The sequence below is a fragment of the Marinomonas spartinae genome, assembly GCF_016461715.1.
GTDB classification, from domain to species: domain Bacteria; phylum Pseudomonadota; class Gammaproteobacteria; order Pseudomonadales; family Marinomonadaceae; genus Marinomonas; species Marinomonas spartinae_A.
In genome coordinates, this window is sequence record NZ_JAEMUI010000013.1 from 16,868 (window position 1) to 37,441 (window position 20,574).

The 20,574-nt window shown below is 44.7% G+C and carries 20 protein-coding genes; 14 read left to right on the forward strand and 6 right to left on the reverse strand.

Annotation, left to right across the window (positions count from 1 at the left end):
* Nucleotides 1-288 precede the first annotated feature (288 nt).
* Nucleotides 289-1,443: an N-acetylmuramoyl-L-alanine amidase gene (locus JHD45_RS12695; protein ID WP_199476892.1), complete on the forward strand. Its 1,155-nt coding sequence runs from the start codon at nt 289-291 to the stop codon at nt 1,441-1,443.
* A gap of 78 nt (nt 1,444-1,521) precedes the next feature.
* On the opposite strand, the gene JHD45_RS12700 is transcribed toward JHD45_RS12695, so the two are convergent.
* The 4 genes from JHD45_RS12700 to JHD45_RS12715 form a co-directional block, all read right to left on the reverse strand.
* Nucleotides 1,522-2,166 carry an SDR family oxidoreductase gene (locus JHD45_RS12700; protein ID WP_199476893.1) on the reverse strand — a complete coding sequence of 215 codons (645 nt, stop codon included), beginning with the start codon at nt 2,164-2,166 and terminating at the stop codon, nt 1,522-1,524.
* Between the two features lie 179 nt (nt 2,167-2,345).
* Entirely contained in the window at nt 2,346-4,226 is a 1,881-nt protein-coding gene (dxs, locus tag JHD45_RS12705; protein ID WP_199476894.1) for a 1-deoxy-D-xylulose-5-phosphate synthase, read from the reverse strand.
* A gap of 50 nt (nt 4,227-4,276) precedes the next feature.
* Nucleotides 4,277-5,158: a polyprenyl synthetase family protein gene (locus JHD45_RS12710; protein WP_199476895.1), complete on the reverse strand. Its 882-nt coding sequence runs from the start codon at nt 5,156-5,158 to the stop codon at nt 4,277-4,279.
* Nucleotides 5,155-5,397: an exodeoxyribonuclease VII small subunit gene (locus JHD45_RS12715; protein ID WP_199476896.1), complete on the reverse strand. Its 243-nt coding sequence runs from the start codon at nt 5,395-5,397 to the stop codon at nt 5,155-5,157. Before JHD45_RS12715 ends, JHD45_RS12710 begins: the two co-directional genes overlap by 4 nt.
* Before the next feature lie 171 nt (nt 5,398-5,568).
* Here JHD45_RS12715 and pomA point away from each other — a divergent pair, with 171 nt between their 5' ends.
* Together pomA and JHD45_RS12725 are read left to right on the forward strand one after the other, a co-directional pair.
* Nucleotides 5,569-6,324 carry a flagellar motor protein PomA gene (gene pomA / locus JHD45_RS12720; protein ID WP_199476897.1) on the forward strand — a complete coding sequence of 252 codons (756 nt, stop codon included), beginning with the start codon at nt 5,569-5,571 and terminating at the stop codon, nt 6,322-6,324.
* Between the two features lie 43 nt (nt 6,325-6,367).
* A complete protein-coding gene (locus JHD45_RS12725; protein ID WP_199476898.1) occupies nt 6,368-7,363 on the forward strand; it encodes a flagellar motor protein MotB in 996 nt (331 codons plus the stop codon).
* A gap of 68 nt (nt 7,364-7,431) precedes the next feature.
* Here the strand turns inward: JHD45_RS12725 and bioA are convergent, their stop codons facing one another.
* Both bioA and JHD45_RS22300 read right to left on the reverse strand, forming a co-directional pair.
* Entirely contained in the window at nt 7,432-8,733 is a 1,302-nt protein-coding gene (bioA, locus tag JHD45_RS12730; RefSeq protein ID WP_199476899.1) for an adenosylmethionine--8-amino-7-oxononanoate transaminase, read from the reverse strand.
* A 111-nt stretch (nt 8,734-8,844) separates the two neighbouring features.
* The gene (locus tag JHD45_RS22300) at nt 8,845-9,333 is read right to left on the reverse strand and encodes a ComF family protein (RefSeq protein WP_233407811.1); all 489 of its coding nucleotides are present in this window, start codon (nt 9,331-9,333) and stop codon (nt 8,845-8,847) included.
* A 343-nt stretch (nt 9,334-9,676) separates the two neighbouring features.
* On the opposite strand from JHD45_RS22300, the gene bioB reads away from it, so the two are divergent.
* The 11 genes from bioB (at nt 9,677) to fliG (ending at nt 20,570) form a co-directional block, all read left to right on the forward strand.
* Nucleotides 9,677-10,732, forward strand: coding sequence for a biotin synthase BioB (gene bioB, locus JHD45_RS12740; protein WP_199476901.1), 1,056 nt, complete (start codon nt 9,677-9,679; stop codon nt 10,730-10,732).
* Nucleotides 10,725-11,909, forward strand: coding sequence for an 8-amino-7-oxononanoate synthase (gene bioF / locus JHD45_RS12745; protein WP_418903782.1), 1,185 nt, complete (start codon nt 10,725-10,727; stop codon nt 11,907-11,909). The genes bioB and bioF overlap by 8 nt, the downstream gene beginning before the upstream one ends.
* Nucleotides 11,910-11,949: 40 nt before the next feature.
* Nucleotides 11,950-12,753, forward strand: coding sequence for an alpha/beta fold hydrolase (locus tag JHD45_RS12750; protein WP_199476903.1), 804 nt, complete (start codon nt 11,950-11,952; stop codon nt 12,751-12,753).
* Nucleotides 12,698-13,543, forward strand: a complete 846-nt coding sequence (bioC, locus tag JHD45_RS12755) for a malonyl-ACP O-methyltransferase BioC (RefSeq protein ID WP_233407812.1) — start codon at nt 12,698-12,700, stop codon at nt 13,541-13,543. Before JHD45_RS12750 ends, bioC begins: the two co-directional genes overlap by 56 nt.
* Before the next feature lie 75 nt (nt 13,544-13,618).
* Nucleotides 13,619-14,296, forward strand: a complete 678-nt coding sequence (bioD, locus tag JHD45_RS12760) for a dethiobiotin synthase (RefSeq protein WP_199476904.1) — start codon at nt 13,619-13,621, stop codon at nt 14,294-14,296.
* A gap of 126 nt (nt 14,297-14,422) precedes the next feature.
* Nucleotides 14,423-14,893, forward strand: coding sequence for a helix-turn-helix domain-containing protein (locus tag JHD45_RS22550; protein ID WP_199476905.1), 471 nt, complete (start codon nt 14,423-14,425; stop codon nt 14,891-14,893).
* Nucleotides 14,893-16,047: a sensor histidine kinase gene (locus JHD45_RS22555; RefSeq protein WP_199476906.1), complete on the forward strand. Its 1,155-nt coding sequence runs from the start codon at nt 14,893-14,895 to the stop codon at nt 16,045-16,047. Before JHD45_RS22550 ends, JHD45_RS22555 begins: the two co-directional genes overlap by 1 nt.
* Nucleotide 16,048: 1 nt before the next feature.
* Nucleotides 16,049-17,398: a sigma-54-dependent transcriptional regulator gene (locus JHD45_RS12775; RefSeq protein ID WP_199476907.1), complete on the forward strand. Its 1,350-nt coding sequence runs from the start codon at nt 16,049-16,051 to the stop codon at nt 17,396-17,398.
* Nucleotides 17,399-17,486: 88 nt separating this feature from the next.
* Nucleotides 17,487-17,852, forward strand: a complete 366-nt coding sequence (gene fliE, locus JHD45_RS12780; protein WP_199476908.1) for a flagellar hook-basal body complex protein FliE — start codon at nt 17,487-17,489, stop codon at nt 17,850-17,852.
* Nucleotides 17,853-17,879: 27 nt separating this feature from the next.
* Nucleotides 17,880-19,559 (forward strand): flagellar basal-body MS-ring/collar protein FliF, encoded by a 1,680-nt coding sequence (fliF, locus tag JHD45_RS12785; protein WP_199476909.1) that lies wholly within the window; start codon nt 17,880-17,882, stop codon nt 19,557-19,559.
* The gene (fliG, locus tag JHD45_RS12790) at nt 19,560-20,570 is read left to right on the forward strand and encodes a flagellar motor switch protein FliG (RefSeq protein ID WP_199476910.1); all 1,011 of its coding nucleotides are present in this window, start codon (nt 19,560-19,562) and stop codon (nt 20,568-20,570) included. It abuts the gene before it with no gap.
* The last annotated feature ends 4 nt before the right edge of the window (nt 20,571-20,574 follow it).

Below are 20,574 nucleotides of genomic sequence, written 5' to 3' on the forward strand. Positions count from 1 at the left end.
TTTTGATTTATTCGTGGTTACATAACTGTGTTAACTTAGTCTTGGGAAGGTATGAATTGGTTCTCTTTTCTCTGAGTTTGAACAAAAAGTTTGCTCCTTGGAGCACGCGTCCCGTGTAAATAGTAGACCTATTGATCGAGGCGATTTGCAGTAAATACTGGCTTTTAAAACGCGCTCTTTGACGTTTTTCGAAAAACTTGAGATAGATAATAGAGGCCCCATCTTCCTCTTCTCCCATAGGCTTTGTTGTTGTAAACAATTTGCTCAAACGAAGATGGCGTATTTCCTATGTCAAGCACTACTCGACGTGAATTTATTCAGCGGCTCCTAATGGCATCTGGCGCTGTTTTATTATCTGCCCCGGTTTTGGCAGCGAATCGCTCTAACATTTTAAAAGCGGTTCATTCCACTCATGATGGCAAACTAACTCGCCTAACATTTGATTTGGCAAAAGTCCCCCATTACGACGTTTTTACACTATCAAACCCTGCAAGGTTGGTGGTGGATTTACATGATACAACCAATAGCAGCAATCTGGATTCGCTAAAAAGAAGCGGTCTATTCGATAATGTTCGCTGGGCTGTCCACCATGATAAAACGCTACGGGTGGTTTTTGACTTACCGCATCAAACCTCTTTCGATGGTGCTTCTATTGATAAACGCACTGGGCATCTGGCTTTAGATTTTAGCAATAACTTGGTGCATCATGCCGTCATGGAAAGGCACCCGGTTAAGCGTGATATTATTGTGGTTGTGGATCCTGGACATGGTGGCAAAGATCCAGGTGCCACCGGAAAATACGGCACTCATGAAAAAAATGTGGTGTTAGAAATTAGTCGCATGCTGAAACGTAAGTTGGATAATACGCCAGGCTTTAGAGTTGTGATGACACGGGACAAGGATATTTTTATTCCATTACGTCAACGAGTTAATATTGCTCATAAGCACAAAGCTGATGTTTTTGTCTCGGTTCATGCGGATGCCTGTGATGATCGTTCTGTAAAAGGTTCCTCGGTCTATATTTTGTCAAATAAAGGTGCTAGTAGTGTGATGGCACGTCGTTTGGCGGATAGAGAAAACGACTCTGATCTAATTGGTGGTGTATCGCTAAAAGATAAGGGTAGTATGTTGGCTAAAGTCTTATTAGATTTGTCTCAGACGGGAACCATATCGGCCAGTTCCGATCTTGCCCATACTATGATCCATAATTTGGCAGAAAGTGAACGCGTACTTCACCGCAAGGTAGAGCGAGCGGCGTTTGTTGTTTTGAAATCGCCTGATATTCCATCTGCTTTAGTGGAAACCGCCTTTATTTCCAATCCGACTCAAGAGAAGAAGTTGAGAACAAAAGCATTCCAAAACAAGATTGCCAATGCACTTCATAATGGAATAAAAAGCTACTGTTTGGCAAACATTCCAGAACGTAACCTTATTATTAGCTAATTGAATAGGATAAAATTCCCCAAACTGAGTGTCTGCCTCAGTTTGGGGAATGCTTGTTTATTAGCATTAGAGATTAAATTAAGCAGATGGGACCAATACGTTATCAAAGTCGTAGGTGCCGTTGAACAGTTCAAATACCTTTCCGTTCAAATTGTCTTTACTGAGAATAAACATAACAGCTTTGGCCACATCGGCACGGGGTATGGCCATTTCTGCACGTGAATCAGGACGTTTGATAGTGATTTTACCTTGGCTTTTGTCATTTGTAAGAGGGCCTGGGCGAACAATGGTATACGGAACACCAGATTTTATTAGGTAATCATCCGCCATGTGTTTCGCAACAAGGTAAGGTTTGATGTTAGATTCTAGTGCATCTGGATCATCGGCGCCTATGCTGCTTACTAAGATGAATTGTTTGACTTGGGCGTCTTTTGCATAGTCTACGGCTTTTTTCGCTGCCCATAAATCAATCAGCAGGGTTTTGTCTGGTCCGGTTTTAGCTCCAGAGCCTGCTGTAAAAATGACGCGATCAATCCCTTCAAAGGCGGCGCTAAAATCTCCTTCTAGATCCATTTCTATGACTTCAAGTTGCTTACCCGTGATGTGACTGAGTTTGCTTTTGTCACGGACAAGCGCTCGTGCAGGTTCATTTGTTTGTGCCATTGTTTGCGTGATGATGTTACCAATTTGGCCACTTGCACCAATGATTAAGGTTTTACTCATTACCTGACTCCCTAAGTTAGTTGCCTTTACCTACTATATTAGGCGAGAGTCTCAAAGTTAAACCCCTTGGCTGAGGTTTGCATACTTGATGGACATTTTTAGGTAGGTTGCTGAACATGAAAAGCCGATTTTTACGTCGGCTTTTCATATTGGATTGCGTTGTAGAAAAAGGCAGTGAATTAGATTTGTTCTAATTTCTGTTTGATCTGTTGTTCGATACCGTCAGCATCTAACCCGATGCGTTTAAGCATTGCCCCATGGCTAGCATGTTCTTCGTATTGGTCCGGCAGTCCGATATGTAGGGTTGGAACATTGATATTATTAGAGAGTAAGAATTCACTGACTGCTGAGCCAGCACCGCCCATAATCGCATTTTCTTCCACTGTCACGATAAGTTTGGCATGTTGATGCTTCAGTAAGGCTGCTTTGTCCAATGGTTTAACAAAGCGCATGTCCAGTAGTGTCGCATCTAAATGTTTAGCCGCTTGTAGCGCATCGTAGGTGGGTCGTCCAAAACCAAAAATGGCAATGTCGGAGTGGCCAGTATAGAGTGTTCGGGCTTCGCCTATAGGAATGGTCTCAAGGGTGTTTTCTGTCTCGATGCCTCTTCCGGTGCCGCGTGGGTAGCGAACGGCTGCTGGCCCTTGGTATTCGTACCCCGTTTGTAGCATTTTGCGGCATTCATCTTCATCAGAGGGGGCCATGATCACCATGTTAGGAATGCAGCGTAAATAACTTAAATCATAGGCGCCTGCATGGGTGGGACCATCTTCCCCTACTAGTCCAGCACGGTCGATGGCAAAAAGAACATCGAGATTTTGCAGAGCGACATCGTGAATCAATTGGTCATAAGCGCGCTGTAAAAAAGTGGAGTAAATGGCGACAACAGGTTTTAAGCCATCACAGGCCATACCAGCGGCTAAGGTGACGGCATGCTGTTCGGCGATGGCGACATCAAAGTAGCGTGTTGGAAAGCGATCTGCGAAGGCTATCAGGTCGGAACCTTCTTTCATGGCAGGGGTGATGGCAACAAGCTGGCTATCGCGCTCAGCGGCATCACAAATCCATTCACCAAAGATGTTGCAGTATTTTGGTAAGCTCTTTTTGGGGGGGGCACTTGGATTATCTTGTTCTATTTTACTGATGGCATGGAAGCCAATCGGGTCGCCTTCGGCGGGTTCGAAGCCCTTGCCTTTTTTGGTGATGATATGCAAGAACTGCGGGCCAGAGCGATCTTTCATGTTGTTGATGGTGGTGAGTAGATGGTCCATATCGTGACCGTCGATTGGGCCTATATAGTTAAATCCTAACTCTTCAAACATAGTGGCAGGAGAGACCAAGCCTTTCATATGTTCTTCTGCTTTACGAGCAAGCTCTTCGAGCGCTGAAGGAAGGCCTGAAAAGACTTTTTGACCGCCTTTACGAATGTGATCGTAAGTTTTGCTGGCCCACATGCGAGCAAAGTAGCTGGATAATGCACCAACGGGTTTGGAGATAGACATTTCGTTATCGTTTAGGATAACCAGCATATCGGCTTTCACATCCCCTGCGTGATTCAATGCTTCAAAGGCCATTCCGGCCGACATCGCACCATCGCCAATGACAGCTACTGCTTTACGTGGCTTGTGTAGAAGACGAGAAGCGAGTGACATTCCTAAAGCGGCGCCAATGGAGGTACTGGAATGGCCGACGCCAAAGGTGTCGTATTCGCTTTCTTCGCGCTTTGGAAAGCCGGAAATGCCATTTTCTTGGCGAATATTCAGTAGTGCATCACGGCGCCCAGTTAATATTTTATGTGGGTAAGCCTGATGACCAACGTCCCACACGATACGGTCTTCTGGAGTATTGTATAAATAATGTAAGGCGACCGTCAGTTCTATGACGCCCAAGCCTGCTCCGAAGTGTCCACCTGTCTGGCCCACACTGAAGAGCATATATTCACGAAGCTCGCGTACAAGTTTAGGCAGCTGCTCTTTTTTTAACTTGCGCAGGTCCGCTGGAGAATTCACCTGATCAAGTAGTGGAGTGTTAGGTCGTGAGGTTGGGATTTCGTCGAACATGGGCACCAGTATGGTCACATTAATAAAGTCATAATAAGCGGGCTAGTATATCAGTGGTTGCGACCAATAATATAGTTCGCAAGCTCTATTAAAGGTTGCGCAGCGTCACCAAAAGGCGAAATTTTTGCAATTGCTTGTTGATTAAGGGTTGTTGCTAAATGTTTTGCCCCTTCTAAGCCAAGTAATTTAGGATAAGTTGGCTTGTTGGCATCGGCGTCGGCAAATTGCGTTTTTCCTAAGGTTTGCGTATCGCTGGTAATGTCGATAATGTCGTCTTGAACTTGAAATGCCAATCCAATGGCAGTGGCGTAGTCATCCAGTGCAGCCAGCTGTTTGGCATCCTTTAGCCCAACACTGATGGCTCCCATGCGAACGCTGGCACGGATCAGAGCGCCTGTTTTATGGGCATGCATTTCTTCTAGTGCCTGAATATCGATATCCTGTCCAACGTTGGATAAATCTATCATTTGTCCGGTTACCATCCCATGTCGTCCAGCGGCACAGGCTAACTCTTGAATGAGTTGTAATTGGCACTGAGCTTGGTTAAGGGATGGGCAGCTGAGTAATTCAAAAGCGAAGGCTTGCAAGGCGTCTCCTGCAAGAATCGCTGTGGCCTCATCAAATTGAATATGGCACGTTGGTTGGCCTCGGCGTAAATCATCATCGTCCATCGCTGGTAGGTCGTCGTGAATCAATGAGTAGGCGTGAATCGCCTCAATGGCCGCAGCACAAGCATCCGTCAGCGGGGTGGGTTCTGCAAAGAGGGCGGCACTGGCGAATGTCAGCATAGGGCGAATACGCTTCCCCCCATTAAATAGACTATAATTCATTGCAGCCTGTAAGGAAGCGGCTGGCGGATATGTGTCTAATGTTTGCTTTAAGTAACAATCGACTCGTTGACGCGCGTAGTTGGAGAATTGGTCTAGGTTCACGAATTTGTTTCCGGATCAAAAGGTTCTAAGTGTTCGCCATCTTGCTTATCGAGTAGAATTTGCACTTTTTGCTCGGCTTGGGTTAAGACTCGCTGGCACTCTTGGCTTAATTTTACCCCTTTTTCAAAGGCTTTAAGCGCGTCTTCTAGGGATAACTGATTTGACTCTAGTTGCGTCACTATGGTGTCCAAGTCGGTTAGGTTGTCTTCGAAGTGACGGACCGCTGTTTTAGGGGGCATGATAATATCTCTCGTTGTTATCTACAATTTTTAACAGAAAAAGACGAAATCTTCGAGTTCAATTGTAGGGAAATTACAAAAATAAAGGATCAAGGAGTGAACCTTCTCTTCTCTTTCGTTTAGAATTAGGAAAACTGTTGAGCATTATAGCTTTTTTTGTAGGAGACGTGTGTGGATATCGCAACGTTAATCGGGCTTGTTGGTTCGTTAGCAATTGTTTTTATGGCCATCCTGTTAGGGGGATCGCTAGGTGAGTTTATCGACCCAGCCTCCATCTTGATTGTACTGGTTGGTTCGCTTTTTGTTGTGCTCATTCAGTATCCCTTAAGTCAGTTTTTATCAACTGGCAAAGTGGTTGTAAAAGCATTTATGTTTAAAAGTGTGCCTCTAGATGCATTAATCGATGAAATTTATGCTTTAGCTGATGAAGCTCGAAAAGGTGGTTTATTATCTTTGGAAGGCAAGGAGGTTAGCCATCCTTTTTTATCTAAAGGTATTCAAATGCTCGTCGATGGTCACGATGGCAGTGTGGTTCGTGCCCAACTGTCTAAAGACATGAGTATGTCGTTTACCCGTCATGACAATGGCGCGAAAATCTTTAAAGCGTTTGGTGACACAGGCCCAGCCATGGGGATGATCGGAACACTAGTGGGGCTGGTGCAGATGTTGGCCAATATGAGTGACCCTAAGGCCATAGGTCCTGCTATGGCCGTTGCATTGCTGACTACCTTATATGGTGCGATGTTAGCAAACATGGTGTGTTTGCCTCTACAAGCGAAACTAATGAATCGTGCAAACGAAGAGTTAACCTGCCAGAAGCTGATTCTTGATGCCTTGTTAGCCATTCAAACTGGGCAAAATCCTCGTGTTATCGACGGCGTGTTGAAAACCTATATTGCAGAAGGTAAGCGTGTTGAACGCGAATAACCCAGCTGTTAATGAATTGTCAAGTTGTGACCGGATTAACTAAATGAGTGATGAAGAAGAACAAGAATGTCCTGAGTGCGTAGAAGGCTTACCAGCTTATATGGGGACATTCGCAGACTTAATGTCTCTATTGATGTGTTTCTTTGTGCTGTTACTGTCTTTTTCTGAAATGGATGTTTTAAAATTTAAACAACTAGCTGGGTCCATGCGTGAGGCATTTGGCGTTCAAAAAGAGGTAAAGGCTGAATCCATTCCTATGGGAACATCCATTATTGCCCAAGAGTTTAGTCCCGGAAGGCCGGATCCTACACCTATTAACGAGGTTAGACAAAAAACGGATAACGTTCCTAAAAATACGCTAGAAGTTCTGTGTAAACCAGGTCAAGCGGATTTAAACAATAAAGACAGTGCTGGTTTGCCGTCTAAACAGATTTTTGTGGACCAATCGAAAGCGAACTTGGAACAAGAAAAGAAAATTAAGCAAACGGAAGAAGATGCGCAGCAAGTAGCTTCTGTATTGCGAGAGGAAATTTCTAAAGGAACCGTTGAGGTTGAAACGCAGGAACAAACTATCACGATTCGTTTGAAAGATAATGGCTCATTTAAATCTGGGTCGGCGGAATTAAACTACGATTTTATCCCCGTGATCGATATGATTCGTGATGTTTTAGTCGGTATTAAAGGGACAATCTCTGTTGAGGGGCATACCGATAATGTGCCTATTGTCAGTAAGAAGTTTAAATCAAACTGGGCATTATCATCCGCCCGTGCCTTGTCAGTGGCGGAAGAGTTATTTGCTGATGGTAGGTTGGATCAAAATCGCTTTGCGGTAGTTGGTTACGCTGATACCCGACCTTTGGTGCCAAATGATACGCCAGCACATCGAGCAATGAATCGACGTGTGGAAATCGTTATCAGGCAAAATGATCTGTCGAGACCGAAAATGCAAACGGATGATAAACCCATTAATGATGGGGCCATTGAATACGACAAATCGGACTTGAAGAAGTTTGATTTATCGCCAGGTGAGATTTTCTAGCCGTTGGTTTTGGCGATAGGTCAGTTTTGATGGTCGTTAGGTTTGTAAGTTGATAGAGAGGCCAACCTTTATACTGGGTTGGCTTCTTCACTGGCGACTTTGTAAATTGCTTTTCCTAACGTGTTGATTTGTTCTTTAGTGATGATATAGGGAGGCATCAAGTAAATCAGTTTGCCAAATGGCCTTATCCAAACACCCTGTTCAACAAATTTTGGTTGTATTTCATGCTGATTAACCGCTTGTTTTAACTCAACGACACCAATTGCTCCAAAGCAGCGCACATCTTGTACCTGATCTAAGGTGCGGCAAGGTTCTAGTGCCTCCTTCATCCAATCTTCTATTCGTTTGACAGTCTTTTCTATGTCGTAGCTCGCCAATAATTCGAGGCTAGCATTGGCCGCAGAACAAGCTAGAGGGTTTCCCATGAAGGTTGGGCCATGCATAAAGACGCCGCCATTATCACTGATGCCAAGGGCGACTTTGTCGCTGGCCAGTGTGGCGGCTAAGGTAATATAACCCCCGGTTAGCGCTTTGCCAACACACATGATGTCTGGGCTAATGGCGGTGTGATCTGTTGCAAATGGTTTGCCTGTCCGGCCAAATCCGGTGGCGATTTCATCGAAAATTAAGAGAATATCAAACTCATCACAGAGTGCTCGAAGACGGTTGAGATAGTCGGGATTGTAGAAACGCATACCGCCCGCATTTTGTACGACGGGCTCAATGATAAAACCGGCAATCTTGTTATGTTTGGTAGTGAAAAGAGCACGAATTTCGTCGATATAACTGTCTTTAATGGGAGTGTCTATGCCTGTTGGTGGTGGAGAGACAAAGTACTGCTGGGTGACAGCTCCATTGAATAAGTTATGCATGCCATTTTCAGGATCGCAGACAGACATGGCAGCAAAAGTATCGCCATGGTAACCACTTTTGGGGGTGGCAAAGAATTGTTTGTCTGCTTTACCTTGGGTATGCCAATACTGGATGGCCATTTTTAATGCTACCTCTACCGAGACGGAACCCGAGTCGGAGAAGAATACGCGCGTCAGGGACTTTGCTGTCATAGCAACCAATTTTTGGGCGAGGTCAATGGCGGGTTTGTGTGTCAGCCCGCCAAACATAACATGGGAAAATTGATCGATCTGCTGTTTCATTGCTTGGTTCATGGTTGGGTGGTTATAGCCATGGATGACGCTCCACCAAGAGGACATACCATCGATCAGTGTTTGACCGCTAGCCAAATGAATTTCGCAGCCTAAAGCACGTTCCACCAAATACTGGGGCGTTGGTGTGCTCATTGAGGTATAAGGGTGCCAAAGCAGTTGTTTGTCTAGCTCTATATAGTTTTGATGGGAGGGATAATCTTGCATTGTAAAACCATTTCTTCTTGTAGAGGCGCTTGGAGTCTAAACAAAGCGACGTATCTTTGCCACCAGTCTGTCGTGTTCAAAGAGAGTAAACTGACTCTGAGACGGGACAATTTAGCCGTGTTTATCATCGGGGGTTCTAGCAATAACCCATATGTCGACGCGTTTTGCGCCTTTTCTTTGTAGTGCCTTAGTGCAGCTCTCTAATGTGCTGCCTGTGGTCATGACGTCGTCGAATAACGCAACGTGTTCTTCTATTGGTCCTTGAACTTGGTACACACCTTGTTGGTTTTGTATGCGCAGTTTTCGACTTAAAGTGTGTTGTGCTTGTGTGTGAACACTTTTGTGTATTGGGTTGCGAGTAGCTATGTAAGGGAGGTCGCTGGTTAGGGTGGATTTGAGAAGGGAATGCAATGTGTTGACCATTATTTGGGTTTGACAGAAACCGCGTTCTTTTATGCGCTGCGGATGGCTTGGTACGAATACTATTTGGTTTGGCCAAGGTGCGTTTTGTGAATAATAGGTGACGAGGTGATCTCTCACTATTTCCATTAGTGGTTGAATAAAGTGGGCTTGTTGGTGAAATTTAATATTTTGAATCAAGATTCTTGTTGTCCCTTCGTAGCGTAAGGGAGCTAAACAGCGATAATAGGGGGGTGGGGCTACTTGGCATTTTCCACATAGACTTTGTTGGGAGGCATGTTGGGCTATCTGTTGTTGCGCTATCTGTTGTTGCGATAGGGGGCGTTGGCAGACAGAACAAGCATGGCGATTGTGTTCAAACCCTACTTTGCAATACTTACAAACGGCTGTTTGACTGTGAGATTGGCAAATACTGCATTGTTTTGAAAATATACTATAGTAAACCTTGGGTAAAAATGAGGTTGACAGTTGTCTCCAGTCCATTAGTATTGCCATCCTTAACGCTATATTTTTTGAGGATATTATGCCTGTCACTAACTTGATTGAGCCACGTTTTGATTGGACTCATGCTGAAATTACAGAGCTTTTTAATCTACCTTTTATGGATCTGATGTTTCGCGCTCAAACGGTCCATCGTCAAAACTTTGCACCCAATGAAGTTCAGGTGAGTACGTTATTATCAATTAAGACGGGTGCTTGTCCAGAGGATTGTAAATATTGCCCACAGAGTGGGCATTACAATACAGAGCTGGAAAAAGAGAAACTGATGGAAGTTCAAAAGGTGCTGGAAGATGCACAGTTGGCCAAAGAAAAGGGCGCGAGCCGTTTCTGTATGGGGGCAGCTTGGAAGCATCCCTCAGAAAAAGATTTTCCCTATGTACTCGAAATGATCAAAGGTGTAAAAGCCTTAGGGCTTGAATCTTGTGTCACGCTCGGTACGTTGAGCGATGAGCAAGCACAGCGTTTATCAGACGTTGGCTTAGATTATTACAACCACAACTTGGATACGTCGGCAGAATTTTACGACAGTATTATCACGACCCGTACTTATCAAGATCGTCTAGATACCTTGTCTCGAGTACGTGATTCAGGCATTAAATTATGCTGTGGCGGTATTATGGGGATGGGAGAAGAGCAAAAAGATCGTGTGGGTCTGATTCGCCAGTTGTCTCAAATGACACCCCACCCTGAAAGTGTGCCAATTAATATGTTGGTAAAAGTGGAAGGGACGCCAATGGCTAATGTGGAGGACCTTGATGAGTTCGAGTTTATCCGCACCATTGCGGTAGCGCGTATTGTCATGCCGATGTCTCATGTGCGCTTGTCCGCTGGTCGCCAAGGTATGAGTGAGCAAACGCAAGCCTTGTGTTTTATGGCGGGTGCTAATTCTATTTTTTATGGTGAAAAATTACTGACTACAGCCAACCCAGAAGCGGATAAAGACATGAATTTATTCAGCAAATTGGGTATTACTCCTGAAAAGCGTGAAGAGCATTCAGACCAAGCAGTGATGGAAGCCATTGCTGATCAGGTTGTGAAGCAGGAAGAATCTAAACTGTTTTACGATGCCAATGCCTAATACACCATCCTGGATAAAGACGGCACTTGACGAGCGCCGTCAACAGGCCTTACTGCGTCAAACGGTGACATTAGATGGTCCACAAACACCAACTGCGCGATTTAACGGTTCTACTTATACTTCTTTTTGTTCAAATGATTACTTGGGATTGGCTAATCACCCTGATTTGATTCGAGCTGTACAGGCTAGCGCAGAGCAATATGGTGTCGGTGGGGGCGCATCGCATTTAGTTTGTGGTCATTTAGCTCCCCATCAAGCGTTAGAAGATGCGTTGGCTGATTGGCTCGGTTATGAGAGGGTGATGTTATTTAGTACTGGTTATATGGCCAATTTAGGCGTGATTTCTGCGTTGGCTGCGAAATCGCGACCAGTGGTTCAAGATAAGCTTAATCATGCCTCTTTAATTGATGGTAGCGTATTGGCTCAATCACCACTACGCCGTTACCTTCATGGTGATGTGTCCAGTGCTCGAAGATTGCTGCAGAAAATCGCAACCCCCGGTTTATTGGTGACAGATGGCGTGTTTAGTATGGATGGCGATCTTGCTCCCTTAGCCTCCTTAGCGGCATTAGCTCAGGAAGAAGATTGGCTTTTTATGGTCGATGATGCCCATGGATTAGGTTGTTTGGGCAATAATGGGCGCGGCAGTCTTTCTCTAGAGAGCTTGGATTCACATTCTGTACCTGTCTTGGTGGGTACCTTTGGCAAAGCATTTGGCACATCAGGGGCTTTTGTGGCCACATCGAATGAAATTGCTGATTATTTGACACAATTTGCTCGCCCTTACATATACACTACCTCTATGTCACCTGCGATAGCGGGTGCAACCTTGGCGGCTTTGCGTCTGATTCGGTCAGATGAAGGGGAGGAGCGGCGAGCAATCTTAGCCAGTCATATTCGTTATTTCCGTCAACGAATGGCTGAACTTCCTGTTCTTTTGATGTCATCAGATACGGCGATACAACCAATTATTATTGGTGATAGTGATAAAGCGCTTAGAGCGAGCGAGGCATTAAAGGCCTTGGGGGTATGGTGTACGGCGATTCGTCCGCCAACGGTTCCCATTGGCAGTGCTCGACTGCGTATTACGTTGAGTGCCTCACATAGTAAAGAAGATGTGGTTTTATTATGTGATTCGCTAGAGTCGGTATTGGTCGTTAAGGCAAAGTGCGAATAAGTCCTAGTTAAGTAAAGGTTAGTTGAGCTGAAGGGGAAACATGCGCAGACCAATAGAAACAGAGCAGTTAGGGGATTCGACGAATCCAGCAATTTTTATGGTACCTGGCTGGGGAATGCCAAAGGAAACCATGCGTCCTTTAGCGGAGCGTTTGAGTAGTAGGTTTTATGTCGTTTTGGCTAACTTGCCAGGAGTGTCGTTGGATGAAAGTTGGATTAGCCGTACTCGAATTGGCCCTAATTACGATATTGATGCGTTGAGCGAGCAGTTGATTGCGGTGGCACCGAAGCATTGCTGGTGGATCGGTTGGTCGCTTGGTGGCATGGTGTCGGCGTATGTGGCGGCACGGCGTTCAAGTTGTGTGAAGGGATTGATCACCTTATCCGCTTCGCCTAGTTTCTTGCAGCGAGAGGGATGGCCTCATGGGATGGAGGTCTCGTTATTTGATGATTTTGCGACGTTAACAGCGAATCAGCCAGAGCAAGGTCTAAAGCGTTTTGTGATGTTGCAAACCAAAGGGGCGGCTAATGAGCGAACACTGGTAAAACAGTTGCAGCCTTTGTTACCGACTAGCACGCTGAACAAAGCGGCTTTGGTAGGTGGTTTGCGTTTGTTGAGAACGTTAGATGTGCGACGCGAATGGTCGCTTTTAGATCGTCCTAATCTTCATATTCTTGGGCAGTGTGATGGGCTTGTTTCTTATCAAACATTAACCACTCAAGCCGATGTGAATCCACATCAAGAAGTGATTGTTATGCCTGATGTGGCGCATCAAAGTTTTATGGAAAATGAGTCTGTCTGTTTACGTCATATTGAACAATTTATTGATGCCAACTCTCTCTAGTCGTGAAAATCTAACGTCGTATAAGCAACAAGTTGCCCAGCGCTTTGACCGTGCAGCTGTGACTTATGATGTTTACGCACGTTTTCAGCAACAAGTTCTTGAGCGCCTATTCCAAGTGCTGCCGATGATAAAGGTGGACTCTGTGTTAGATCTGGGGACAGGGACAGGACGAGCTATTCCTTTGCTGCGCTCTTTATTCTCTCCTGATCGTTTGGTTGCCATGGATCTGTCGCAGCAAATGTTGTCGCAAGCCAGAATGGCAGCCCCTTCTCAGGCGACATCTTTTATCTGTGCTGATGCCGAAGCTTTGCCCTTTGTGGATGAAGCATTTGATTTGGTGTTATCGAGCCTTGCATTGCAATGGTGTCTTTGCCCTGACGTCTTATTTGATGGTTTGTATCGGGCTGTCAAGCCTGGTGGTTATATAGTGTTTTCCACTCTTTGTCATGGCTCTATGCCACAAATTGATCAGGCGTGGAAAGGGTTAGATGACAACATCCATGTGAATCAATACGCTACTTATACGTCTTTGCTTGAGCAGGTAGGGAAAGGCGGCTGGACAATAGATGATGCTGTTTTAGAACCCATAACCATGTGGTTTGATTCGCCAGAAGAGGCCGTTGATTCTATTAAAAAAGTAGGTGCTGGGTTGGTAAGAGGTCAAGCGTCGAAAGGTATGTCGCCGTCGAAATGGCGGGCCTTTTTAAGGCAATACGCTCAGTTGCGTCAAACTGCTGGGGTGCCGTTAAGTTATCAAGTGGCGTTTATTGTGGCGCAAAAAGCCTGTTAGAAATTGACCGAACACTTTGCTTAAAGATGTTTGGAATGAAAGGTTTTTTGGTTAGAGAAGAGAGTAGAGTGTTTTATGGGAAAGAAGTTTTTTGTTACTGCAACGGATACAGATGCGGGTAAAACCTATGTCACTACAGGGCTATTAAGAGCTGCGGGGCGTGCGGGTCTGCGCTCTCTTGGACTTAAACCGATTGCGGCGGGGGCGGATAAGATTGATGGTATATTGCGTAATGACGATGCGTTACTGATTCAGTCCTCAAGCAGTGTTCAATTGCCCTATGAGCAAGTCAACCCAGTAGTGTTAGAATCTGCCATCGCACCGCATATTGCCGCAGCGGATGAGAGGCGATTGGTGACGGTTTCTCGATTGGAAGGTTATTTAAAAGGCGCTTTGTTAACACCTAATGACTTGGCACTGATTGAAGGCGCGGGTGGTTGGCGTGTGCCATTAAATGATAGAGAGATGTTATCCGATTTGGCGAAATCGCTTGGTTTTCCTGTGATCCTTGTTGTTAATATGAAGTTGGGTTGTTTGAATCATGCGTTATTAAGTGCCGAAGCAATTGTTCGGGACGGGTTGCCTTTAGCCGGTTGGGTGGCGAATGGCGGTCAAGAGAGTATGCTCCGTTATGAGGAAAACTTGGCCAGTTTACAAGCTTTACTATCTGCCCCCTTGTTAGGTACGTTGAGTTGGCAAGATGAGGAGACAGCGGCAAATAAGGAGTTTGATCATATCTTGGCTCAGCTATAATCAAAAGACCTTTTTAGAGTTAGGCTCTTATTTAACGGTTAAGGGTTGAAACCTTAGATAAAATTCGCATTATTTAGGTTAAGAGGTGTGTCGCACACCTTATTGAGATTAACAGAGGGTAGCAACGTGAAGGCCTGGTTATGTGGGTTAGATGATGAAGAGTTAATGTCTGTATCAAGTGTGCTGACGTTTATCGGCATAGAGCACAGTACCTCTTTCACTGCGTTTCAGTTGCCTGATTTTGTTGTGATAGGTCAGTCTATTGAGTCAATCGAGTTAGATGAATCCATTTCTATTGTATCTCTCAGTGAGACTTTGTCTATAATACCCCAAGACAATGTATGGTTTTGCCCTTTGCCTTGGCGCTCTCAGACTTTGTGGAGCATTCTTAAAGAAATTCAGCAGAGGCGCCGTATGCCTCAGCCATCTGGGGTGAACTTGAATCTGCATGTTCGTCATTTAGAGGCGTTGTTGATTCGTCAGGCTCTAGTGTCTGCGCAAGGGGTAGTGTCAAAAGCCGCTCAAAACTTGCAGATTCAGCGTACTACCTTGATTGAAAAAATGCGCCGTTACAATATTGATAAGTCGGAGTTTTAGTGACTAAGGATGAAGAAATCGCCGAGTTAAAGGCTGCTTTTTATGCGTTTTCTGAGTCATCTGAGATCCTCGCTAAGTCCTATTTGGATTTACAAAAGCAAGTTGAACAATTGTCTGCACAACTTGAAAAATCAGAGCAAGATCGTCGAGAAGAACAAGATAAAAACCGTATTTTGGTTCAACAGTTCCAGCAACTCTTTGAATCCATGCCTGTGGGGGTTTTGTTACTTAATGCGGAAGGCATTATCGTGATGGCGAACCCTGTAGCGGATGGGCTTTTTGACATGGCATTGGTTGGGGAGTCTTGGTCTGATATTGTGCCTGTATGTTTTACTCCTCAAAAAGATGATGGTCATGAGGTGAGTATGACATCGGGTCGACGTGTTCGCGTAGAAACCGCATCGCTAGGTGATGTTCCTGGTCAATTATTGATTTTTGTGGATTTGACCGAAGCGTATTTGTTGCAAAAAAAGCTCACGCATCACGAACGCTTATCGACGATGGGAAAAATGGTAGCAGCCTTGGCTCATCAAGTTCGTACCCCTCTTTCTTCTGCTACTCTTTACGCAGGGCATCTGCAAAAAACAGATTTATCCCCTATTATGCGCCAGCGTTTTGCGGATAAATTGGCAGATCGTCTGGCGAATATTGAGCGTCAAATTCGCGATATGCTGATTTTCTCTCGCAGTGACATTAAATTGAGTGATCATGTAAATGGCGCAGTATTTCTTGAGGAATTAGTAGTTGAAGGACGTGAAGTGTGCGAACAAAAAAATATGACACTTACGGTCGATGGGGAAGGCGATAACACGTCTGTGTGGATACACTGTAATAAAGATACACTAAAAGGTGCTTTATTAAATTTATTGAACAATGCCATCGATGCTCAGTCGGAGGGGACTAATATCCTTCTTCGTTGGTATTGTGATGGCAGTGTCATCCGCTTTTCGTTTGTTGATAATGGCAAGGGTATGTCCTCTGAGCAGTTAGCGCATGTTCAAGAAGGGTTTGTTACCACAAAGCAGCATGGTACGGGGTTAGGTCTGATGGTGGTGAAGGCGATTGCCAGAGCGCATCATGGGATTTTTGAAATAGATAGTAAAGAGGGTGTTGGAACGACGGCAACACTGCAACTTCCTCTTATAAAGGTGTGATATGTCTGATGTTAAATTACTGATTGTTGAAGATGATAAAGGGCTGGCGGAAGCATTAGAAGATACCCTTATGTTAGCTGGTTATCAATGTAAGCTGGTTTTTTCTGCAGAAGACGCTGTCATAGCCCTTAAGCAAAGCGCCTTTGATATGGTGGTATCCGATGTTAATTTGCCAGGTATGGATGGCTACGAGTTATTACGCCATGTAATCGATACCTATCCAGAGTTACCTATGATGCTGATGACCGCTTATGGTGACATTGCTCATGCGGTGGAAGCCATGCGCGATGGAGCAGTGGATTATTTATTAAAGCCGTTTCAAGAGAGCGAGTTGCTTTCTGCAATTGAAAAATACACGGTCAAAAAGGTTGTGGCTCAGGGAAATCAACCCATTGCTAAAGATCCATCCAGCATTGCTATGTTGGAGTTGGCGAAGCGTGTCGCGGTGACGGATTCAACGGTTCTTATTTGTGGTGAAAGTGGGACTGGTAAAGAAGTATTAGCGAACTATATTCATCAGGAATCCAACCGTCATAAATCCCCTTTTGTGGCCATTAACTGCGCGGCAATACCTGAGAATATGCTGGAAGCTATTTTATTTGGCTATGAAAAAGGCGCTTATACTGGGGCGGTATCGTCTCAGGCAGGGAAGTTTGAGCAGGCTAACGGTGGGACGTTGTTGCTGGATGAAATTTCTGAAATGGATATTGGCTTACAAGCGAAAATATTGCGTGTTTTGCAGGAACAAGAAGTTGAACGGTTAGGAGGAAAAAAGGCCATCCCATTAGATGTGCGTATTATTGCCACAACGAACCGAGACTTGGCGGAATATGTTCGTGAAGGGGGATTCCGAGAAGACTTATATTACCGTCTGAATGTCTTTCCTTTGCGTTGGTTGCCCATTCGAGAACGTAAAGGTGATATTTTACCTATTGCGCAAAGTTCATTAGAAAGGCATTCTGCAAAAATGCGTGTGACTAATGCGGTACTAAAGCCCTCTGCACAAAGTAAGCTTGAAGCACACCCTTGGCCTGGCAATGTTCGTGAACTGGATAATGTGATTCAACGGGCGTTAATTTTGAGCCCCAATGGCCAGATACATGAAGATCATATTGTTTTTGATATGATGAGTGCGCCTGCCGCCAGTGATATCAACGAAGAGCCGGAAGAAAATAGTGCTGCATCTATCTTAGGAAAAGGCGTTCAGCAGCATGAATTTAGAATTATTGCACAAGCTTTGATTGATGCGAATGGAAAACGCAAGCTTGTCGCGGATAAGCTGGGCATCAGTCCAAGGACATTGCGCTATAAAATTGCTAAAATGCGAGAATGTGGGATTGATGTAGATTGATTTTTGAGTCTTCTTTTAAATCTGTATATGCTAAGTTTTATGAATGTTATGCTAAGCTATATATACACGTTTTTTGTAGGTGGGAAGTATGGTCACTAATAGACCAGACATTAATCAAGTTCTTTCTCAAATGAGAGAGATGAAAGCGCAGGTTCAAGCACCCGACTTGTCGATGCCAAATATTGCTAAAATTAGTGGTGAACAAGGTGATGATAGCAATACCATTGCGCGCCCAGATTTTGCAGAAATGTTAAAAACGGCAGTCGACAATGTGAATGAGTTGCAGAAGAATGCGTCAAATCTTGCTCAGGCTTATGAGCGAGGAGACCAAGGGGTGGATTTGCCTCAAGTGATGATAGGTCTGCAAAAATCGAGTGTTTCATTTGAAGCTATGACCCAAGTACGAAACAAACTGGTCGACGCGTATGAAAAAATCATGAATATGCCTATTTAGGTATGATACATCGCTTGGCGCTTTTAAATGGATAATGTCCCTGCAGAACAATCAGAACAAAAGCTCTACCTTGAGCTTCTGACAGGCTTTAATAAATTAACCGTCATCAGACAGTTAGCATTAATGGTCGGTCTTGCTGCGTCTATTGCCATCGCGCTTGCGGCAGTGCTGTGGTCAAATGGAACGGATTACAAACCTGTTCTGAGCAGTATTACAAATTATAATGCTGACCAAATCGTAGACCTTCTCAATTCTAACGGTATTCCCTTCAAAATTGACGAAAACACAGGTGCTTTGTTGGTGGCATCTGATAAATATCAACAAGCTCGTCTTAAGTTAGCGGGTTCCGGTATTGTCTCTGACAGGAATATTGGTATGGAAATCATGGATAAAAACCAAGGTTTCGGTACCTCTCAGTTCGTTGAGAATGCTCGTTACCGGCTAGGCTTGGAGGGAGAGTTAAGTAAAACCATTGCTAGCTTACAAAGTGTTAAATCGGCACGAGTACACCTGGCTATTCCCAAAGAGTCAGTATTTGTTCGTGACACGCGAAAGCCAACGGCTTCCGTGTTTGTAGAGCTTTACCCAGGCCGTCGTTTGGATTCTGGTCAGGTGGACGCCATTGTTAACTTAGTGTCTTCGAGTATTCCTGAATTAACCGATGATAATGTTACCGTAGTGGATCAAAGAGGCACCCTCTTAACTGAAAAAGATAAGTCATCGGATCTGTCTGTGGCTGGAAAGCAATTTGAATACACTCGAAAAGTAGAAGATGCGCTGCAACAGCGCGTTAATAGTATTCTTGATCCGGTGGTCGGAAGCGGACATTTTAAAGCTGAAGTGTCAGCAGATGTGGATTTTAATGCCGTTGAGCAAACCGCAGAACAATACAATCCTGATTTGCTGGCGTTGCGCAGTGAGCAGACTCTGAAAGAAAATAAAACTGGGGGAGCAGCAAATGGTGGTATACCAGGAGCGTTGAGTAATCAGCCTCCAGGAGCCGTTTCTGTGCCAGAAACAGTTGATCAAAATGGTTCGCCCATTGGCGCTTCAACAACGAATAAAGTAACGGATGGTCAGTCTAAAGTCGAGACAACGCGAAATTTTGAGCTTGATCGAAGTATTAGTTATACCAAACATCAGCAAGGGAAAATTAAACGCTTGTCCGTGGCTGTTGTAGTTGATGACATTACTTCCATTGATCCCAAAACGAATAAAGTAGTCAGAACGCCTTGGAGTGATGAAGAATTGGGGCGTCTAACACTCTTGGTTCGTGATGCGGTAGGTTATGACCCATCAAGAGGGGACAGTGTCAGTGTTATTAATTCACCGTTTGCCCCTGTTGAATCCCAAGAGCCCGCACCAGAGCCGCCTTTTTACAAGCAAACTTGGTTCTTGGATTTGTTGAAGCCAAGCTTAGTTGGGATTTTTGTTCTATTGTTATTACTGGTGGTGGTTCGCCCAATTTTGAAATCCCTTAGTGATCAGAACAAGATCGCCGTTGCAGAGGATACCGAAGCGAATATTTTCTCCGATGAGACCGATGAAATATCCGATGATCAAGTGTCTTTGGTCAGTGCAGAAGACGTGATGGTACCAGGTTCACCGGAGAAGATTGACCGTCAGATTAACGCAATTCGTGGCCTGATTGCTGAAGAGCCAGAGCGGGTGGCGCAGGTTGTTAAACAATGGGTGATGGAAGGGTAAATGAGCAATACTGGGCAAACTGATTTAAGCTCCTTGGAAAAAGCCGCCATCCTGTTGATGTCGTTGGGTGAGTCTGATGCTGCGCAAATTCTAAAGCACATGGGACCAAAGGAAGTTCAACGCATTGGTCAAACGATGGCGCAGCTATCTAATGTGCAGCGTCATCAAGTAGAAAAAGTATTAGACGATTTTTTAGTCTTGGTTGGCGATCAAACGGGTCTTGGTTTGGGCGCCGATGGCTATATTCGAAATATGTTGAAAGAAGCGCTGGGTGATGAAAAAGCAGGTAGCTTGATTGATCGCATATTGTTGGGCGGAAACACTACTGGTCTTGATACGCTCAAGTGGATGGAACCGCGCGCTGTTGCTGACGTTATTCGTTATGAGCACCCGCAGATTCAAGCCATTGTTATCTCTTATTTGGATCCTGATCAAGCTGCAGATATTTTAGCAAACTTTGATGAGCGTGTGCGTTTGGATATTGTGCTTCGGGTCGCTTCGCTGGAAACAGTGCAACCAGCGGCTTTGCAAGAACTAAACGATATTCTCGAAAGGCAGTTTTCTGGAAATCAATCTACCCAATCAACTTCGATTGGCGGGGTTCGTACCGCTGCTAATATCATGAACTTTATTGATAGCTCTGTTGAGTCTGAGTTGATGGAGTCCATTCGTGATGTGGATGAAGACTTAGCCAATACTATTCAGGATCTTATGTTTGTCTTTGACAACTTATTGGATGTGGATGATCGTGGCATTCAGGTGATTCTGCGTGAAGTGGAGTCTGAAACGTTGATTTTGGCGCTCAAAGGTGCTGATCCTGATATGCAAGAAAAGATCTTCAAAAATATGTCATCTCGTGCAGCGGACATGCTTAAAGATGATCTTGAGGCAAAAGGTCCAGTTCGAGTCAGTGAAGTGGAAGTTGCTCAAAAAGAAATTCTGGCGGTTGCCAGACGTCTCGCTGAAAACGGGGAAATCGTACTCGGTGGCGGCGGTGAGCAGATGGTTTAATTAA

What these genes read in the sequence shown, in the direction of transcription:
- JHD45_RS12695 (WP_199476892.1), top strand. Translation starts at nt 289, where the DNA reads ATGTCAAGCACTACTCGACGTGAATTTATTCAGCGGCTCCTAATGGCA.
- JHD45_RS12700 (WP_199476893.1), bottom strand. Translation starts at nt 2,166, where the DNA reads ATGAGTAAAACCTTAATCATTGGTGCAAGTGGCCAAATTGGTAACATC.
- dxs (WP_199476894.1), bottom strand. Translation starts at nt 4,226, where the DNA reads ATGTTCGACGAAATCCCAACCTCACGACCTAACACTCCACTACTTGAT.
- JHD45_RS12715 (WP_199476896.1), bottom strand. Translation starts at nt 5,397, where the DNA reads ATGCCCCCTAAAACAGCGGTCCGTCACTTCGAAGACAACCTAACCGAC.
- JHD45_RS12725 (WP_199476898.1), top strand. Translation starts at nt 6,368, where the DNA reads ATGAGTGATGAAGAAGAACAAGAATGTCCTGAGTGCGTAGAAGGCTTA.
- bioA (WP_199476899.1), bottom strand. Translation starts at nt 8,733, where the DNA reads ATGCAAGATTATCCCTCCCATCAAAACTATATAGAGCTAGACAAACAA.
- bioB (WP_199476901.1), top strand. Translation starts at nt 9,677, where the DNA reads ATGCCTGTCACTAACTTGATTGAGCCACGTTTTGATTGGACTCATGCT.
- bioF (WP_418903782.1), top strand. Translation starts at nt 10,725, where the DNA reads ATGCCTAATACACCATCCTGGATAAAGACGGCACTTGACGAGCGCCGT.
- JHD45_RS12750 (WP_199476903.1), top strand. Translation starts at nt 11,950, where the DNA reads ATGCGCAGACCAATAGAAACAGAGCAGTTAGGGGATTCGACGAATCCA.
- bioC (WP_233407812.1), top strand. Translation starts at nt 12,698, where the DNA reads ATGAGTCTGTCTGTTTACGTCATATTGAACAATTTATTGATGCCAACT.
- bioD (WP_199476904.1), top strand. Translation starts at nt 13,619, where the DNA reads ATGGGAAAGAAGTTTTTTGTTACTGCAACGGATACAGATGCGGGTAAA.
- JHD45_RS12775 (WP_199476907.1), top strand. Translation starts at nt 16,049, where the DNA reads ATGTCTGATGTTAAATTACTGATTGTTGAAGATGATAAAGGGCTGGCG.
- fliE (WP_199476908.1), top strand. Translation starts at nt 17,487, where the DNA reads ATGGTCACTAATAGACCAGACATTAATCAAGTTCTTTCTCAAATGAGA.
- fliF (WP_199476909.1), top strand. Translation starts at nt 17,880, where the DNA reads ATGGATAATGTCCCTGCAGAACAATCAGAACAAAAGCTCTACCTTGAG.
- fliG (WP_199476910.1), top strand. Translation starts at nt 19,560, where the DNA reads ATGAGCAATACTGGGCAAACTGATTTAAGCTCCTTGGAAAAAGCCGCC.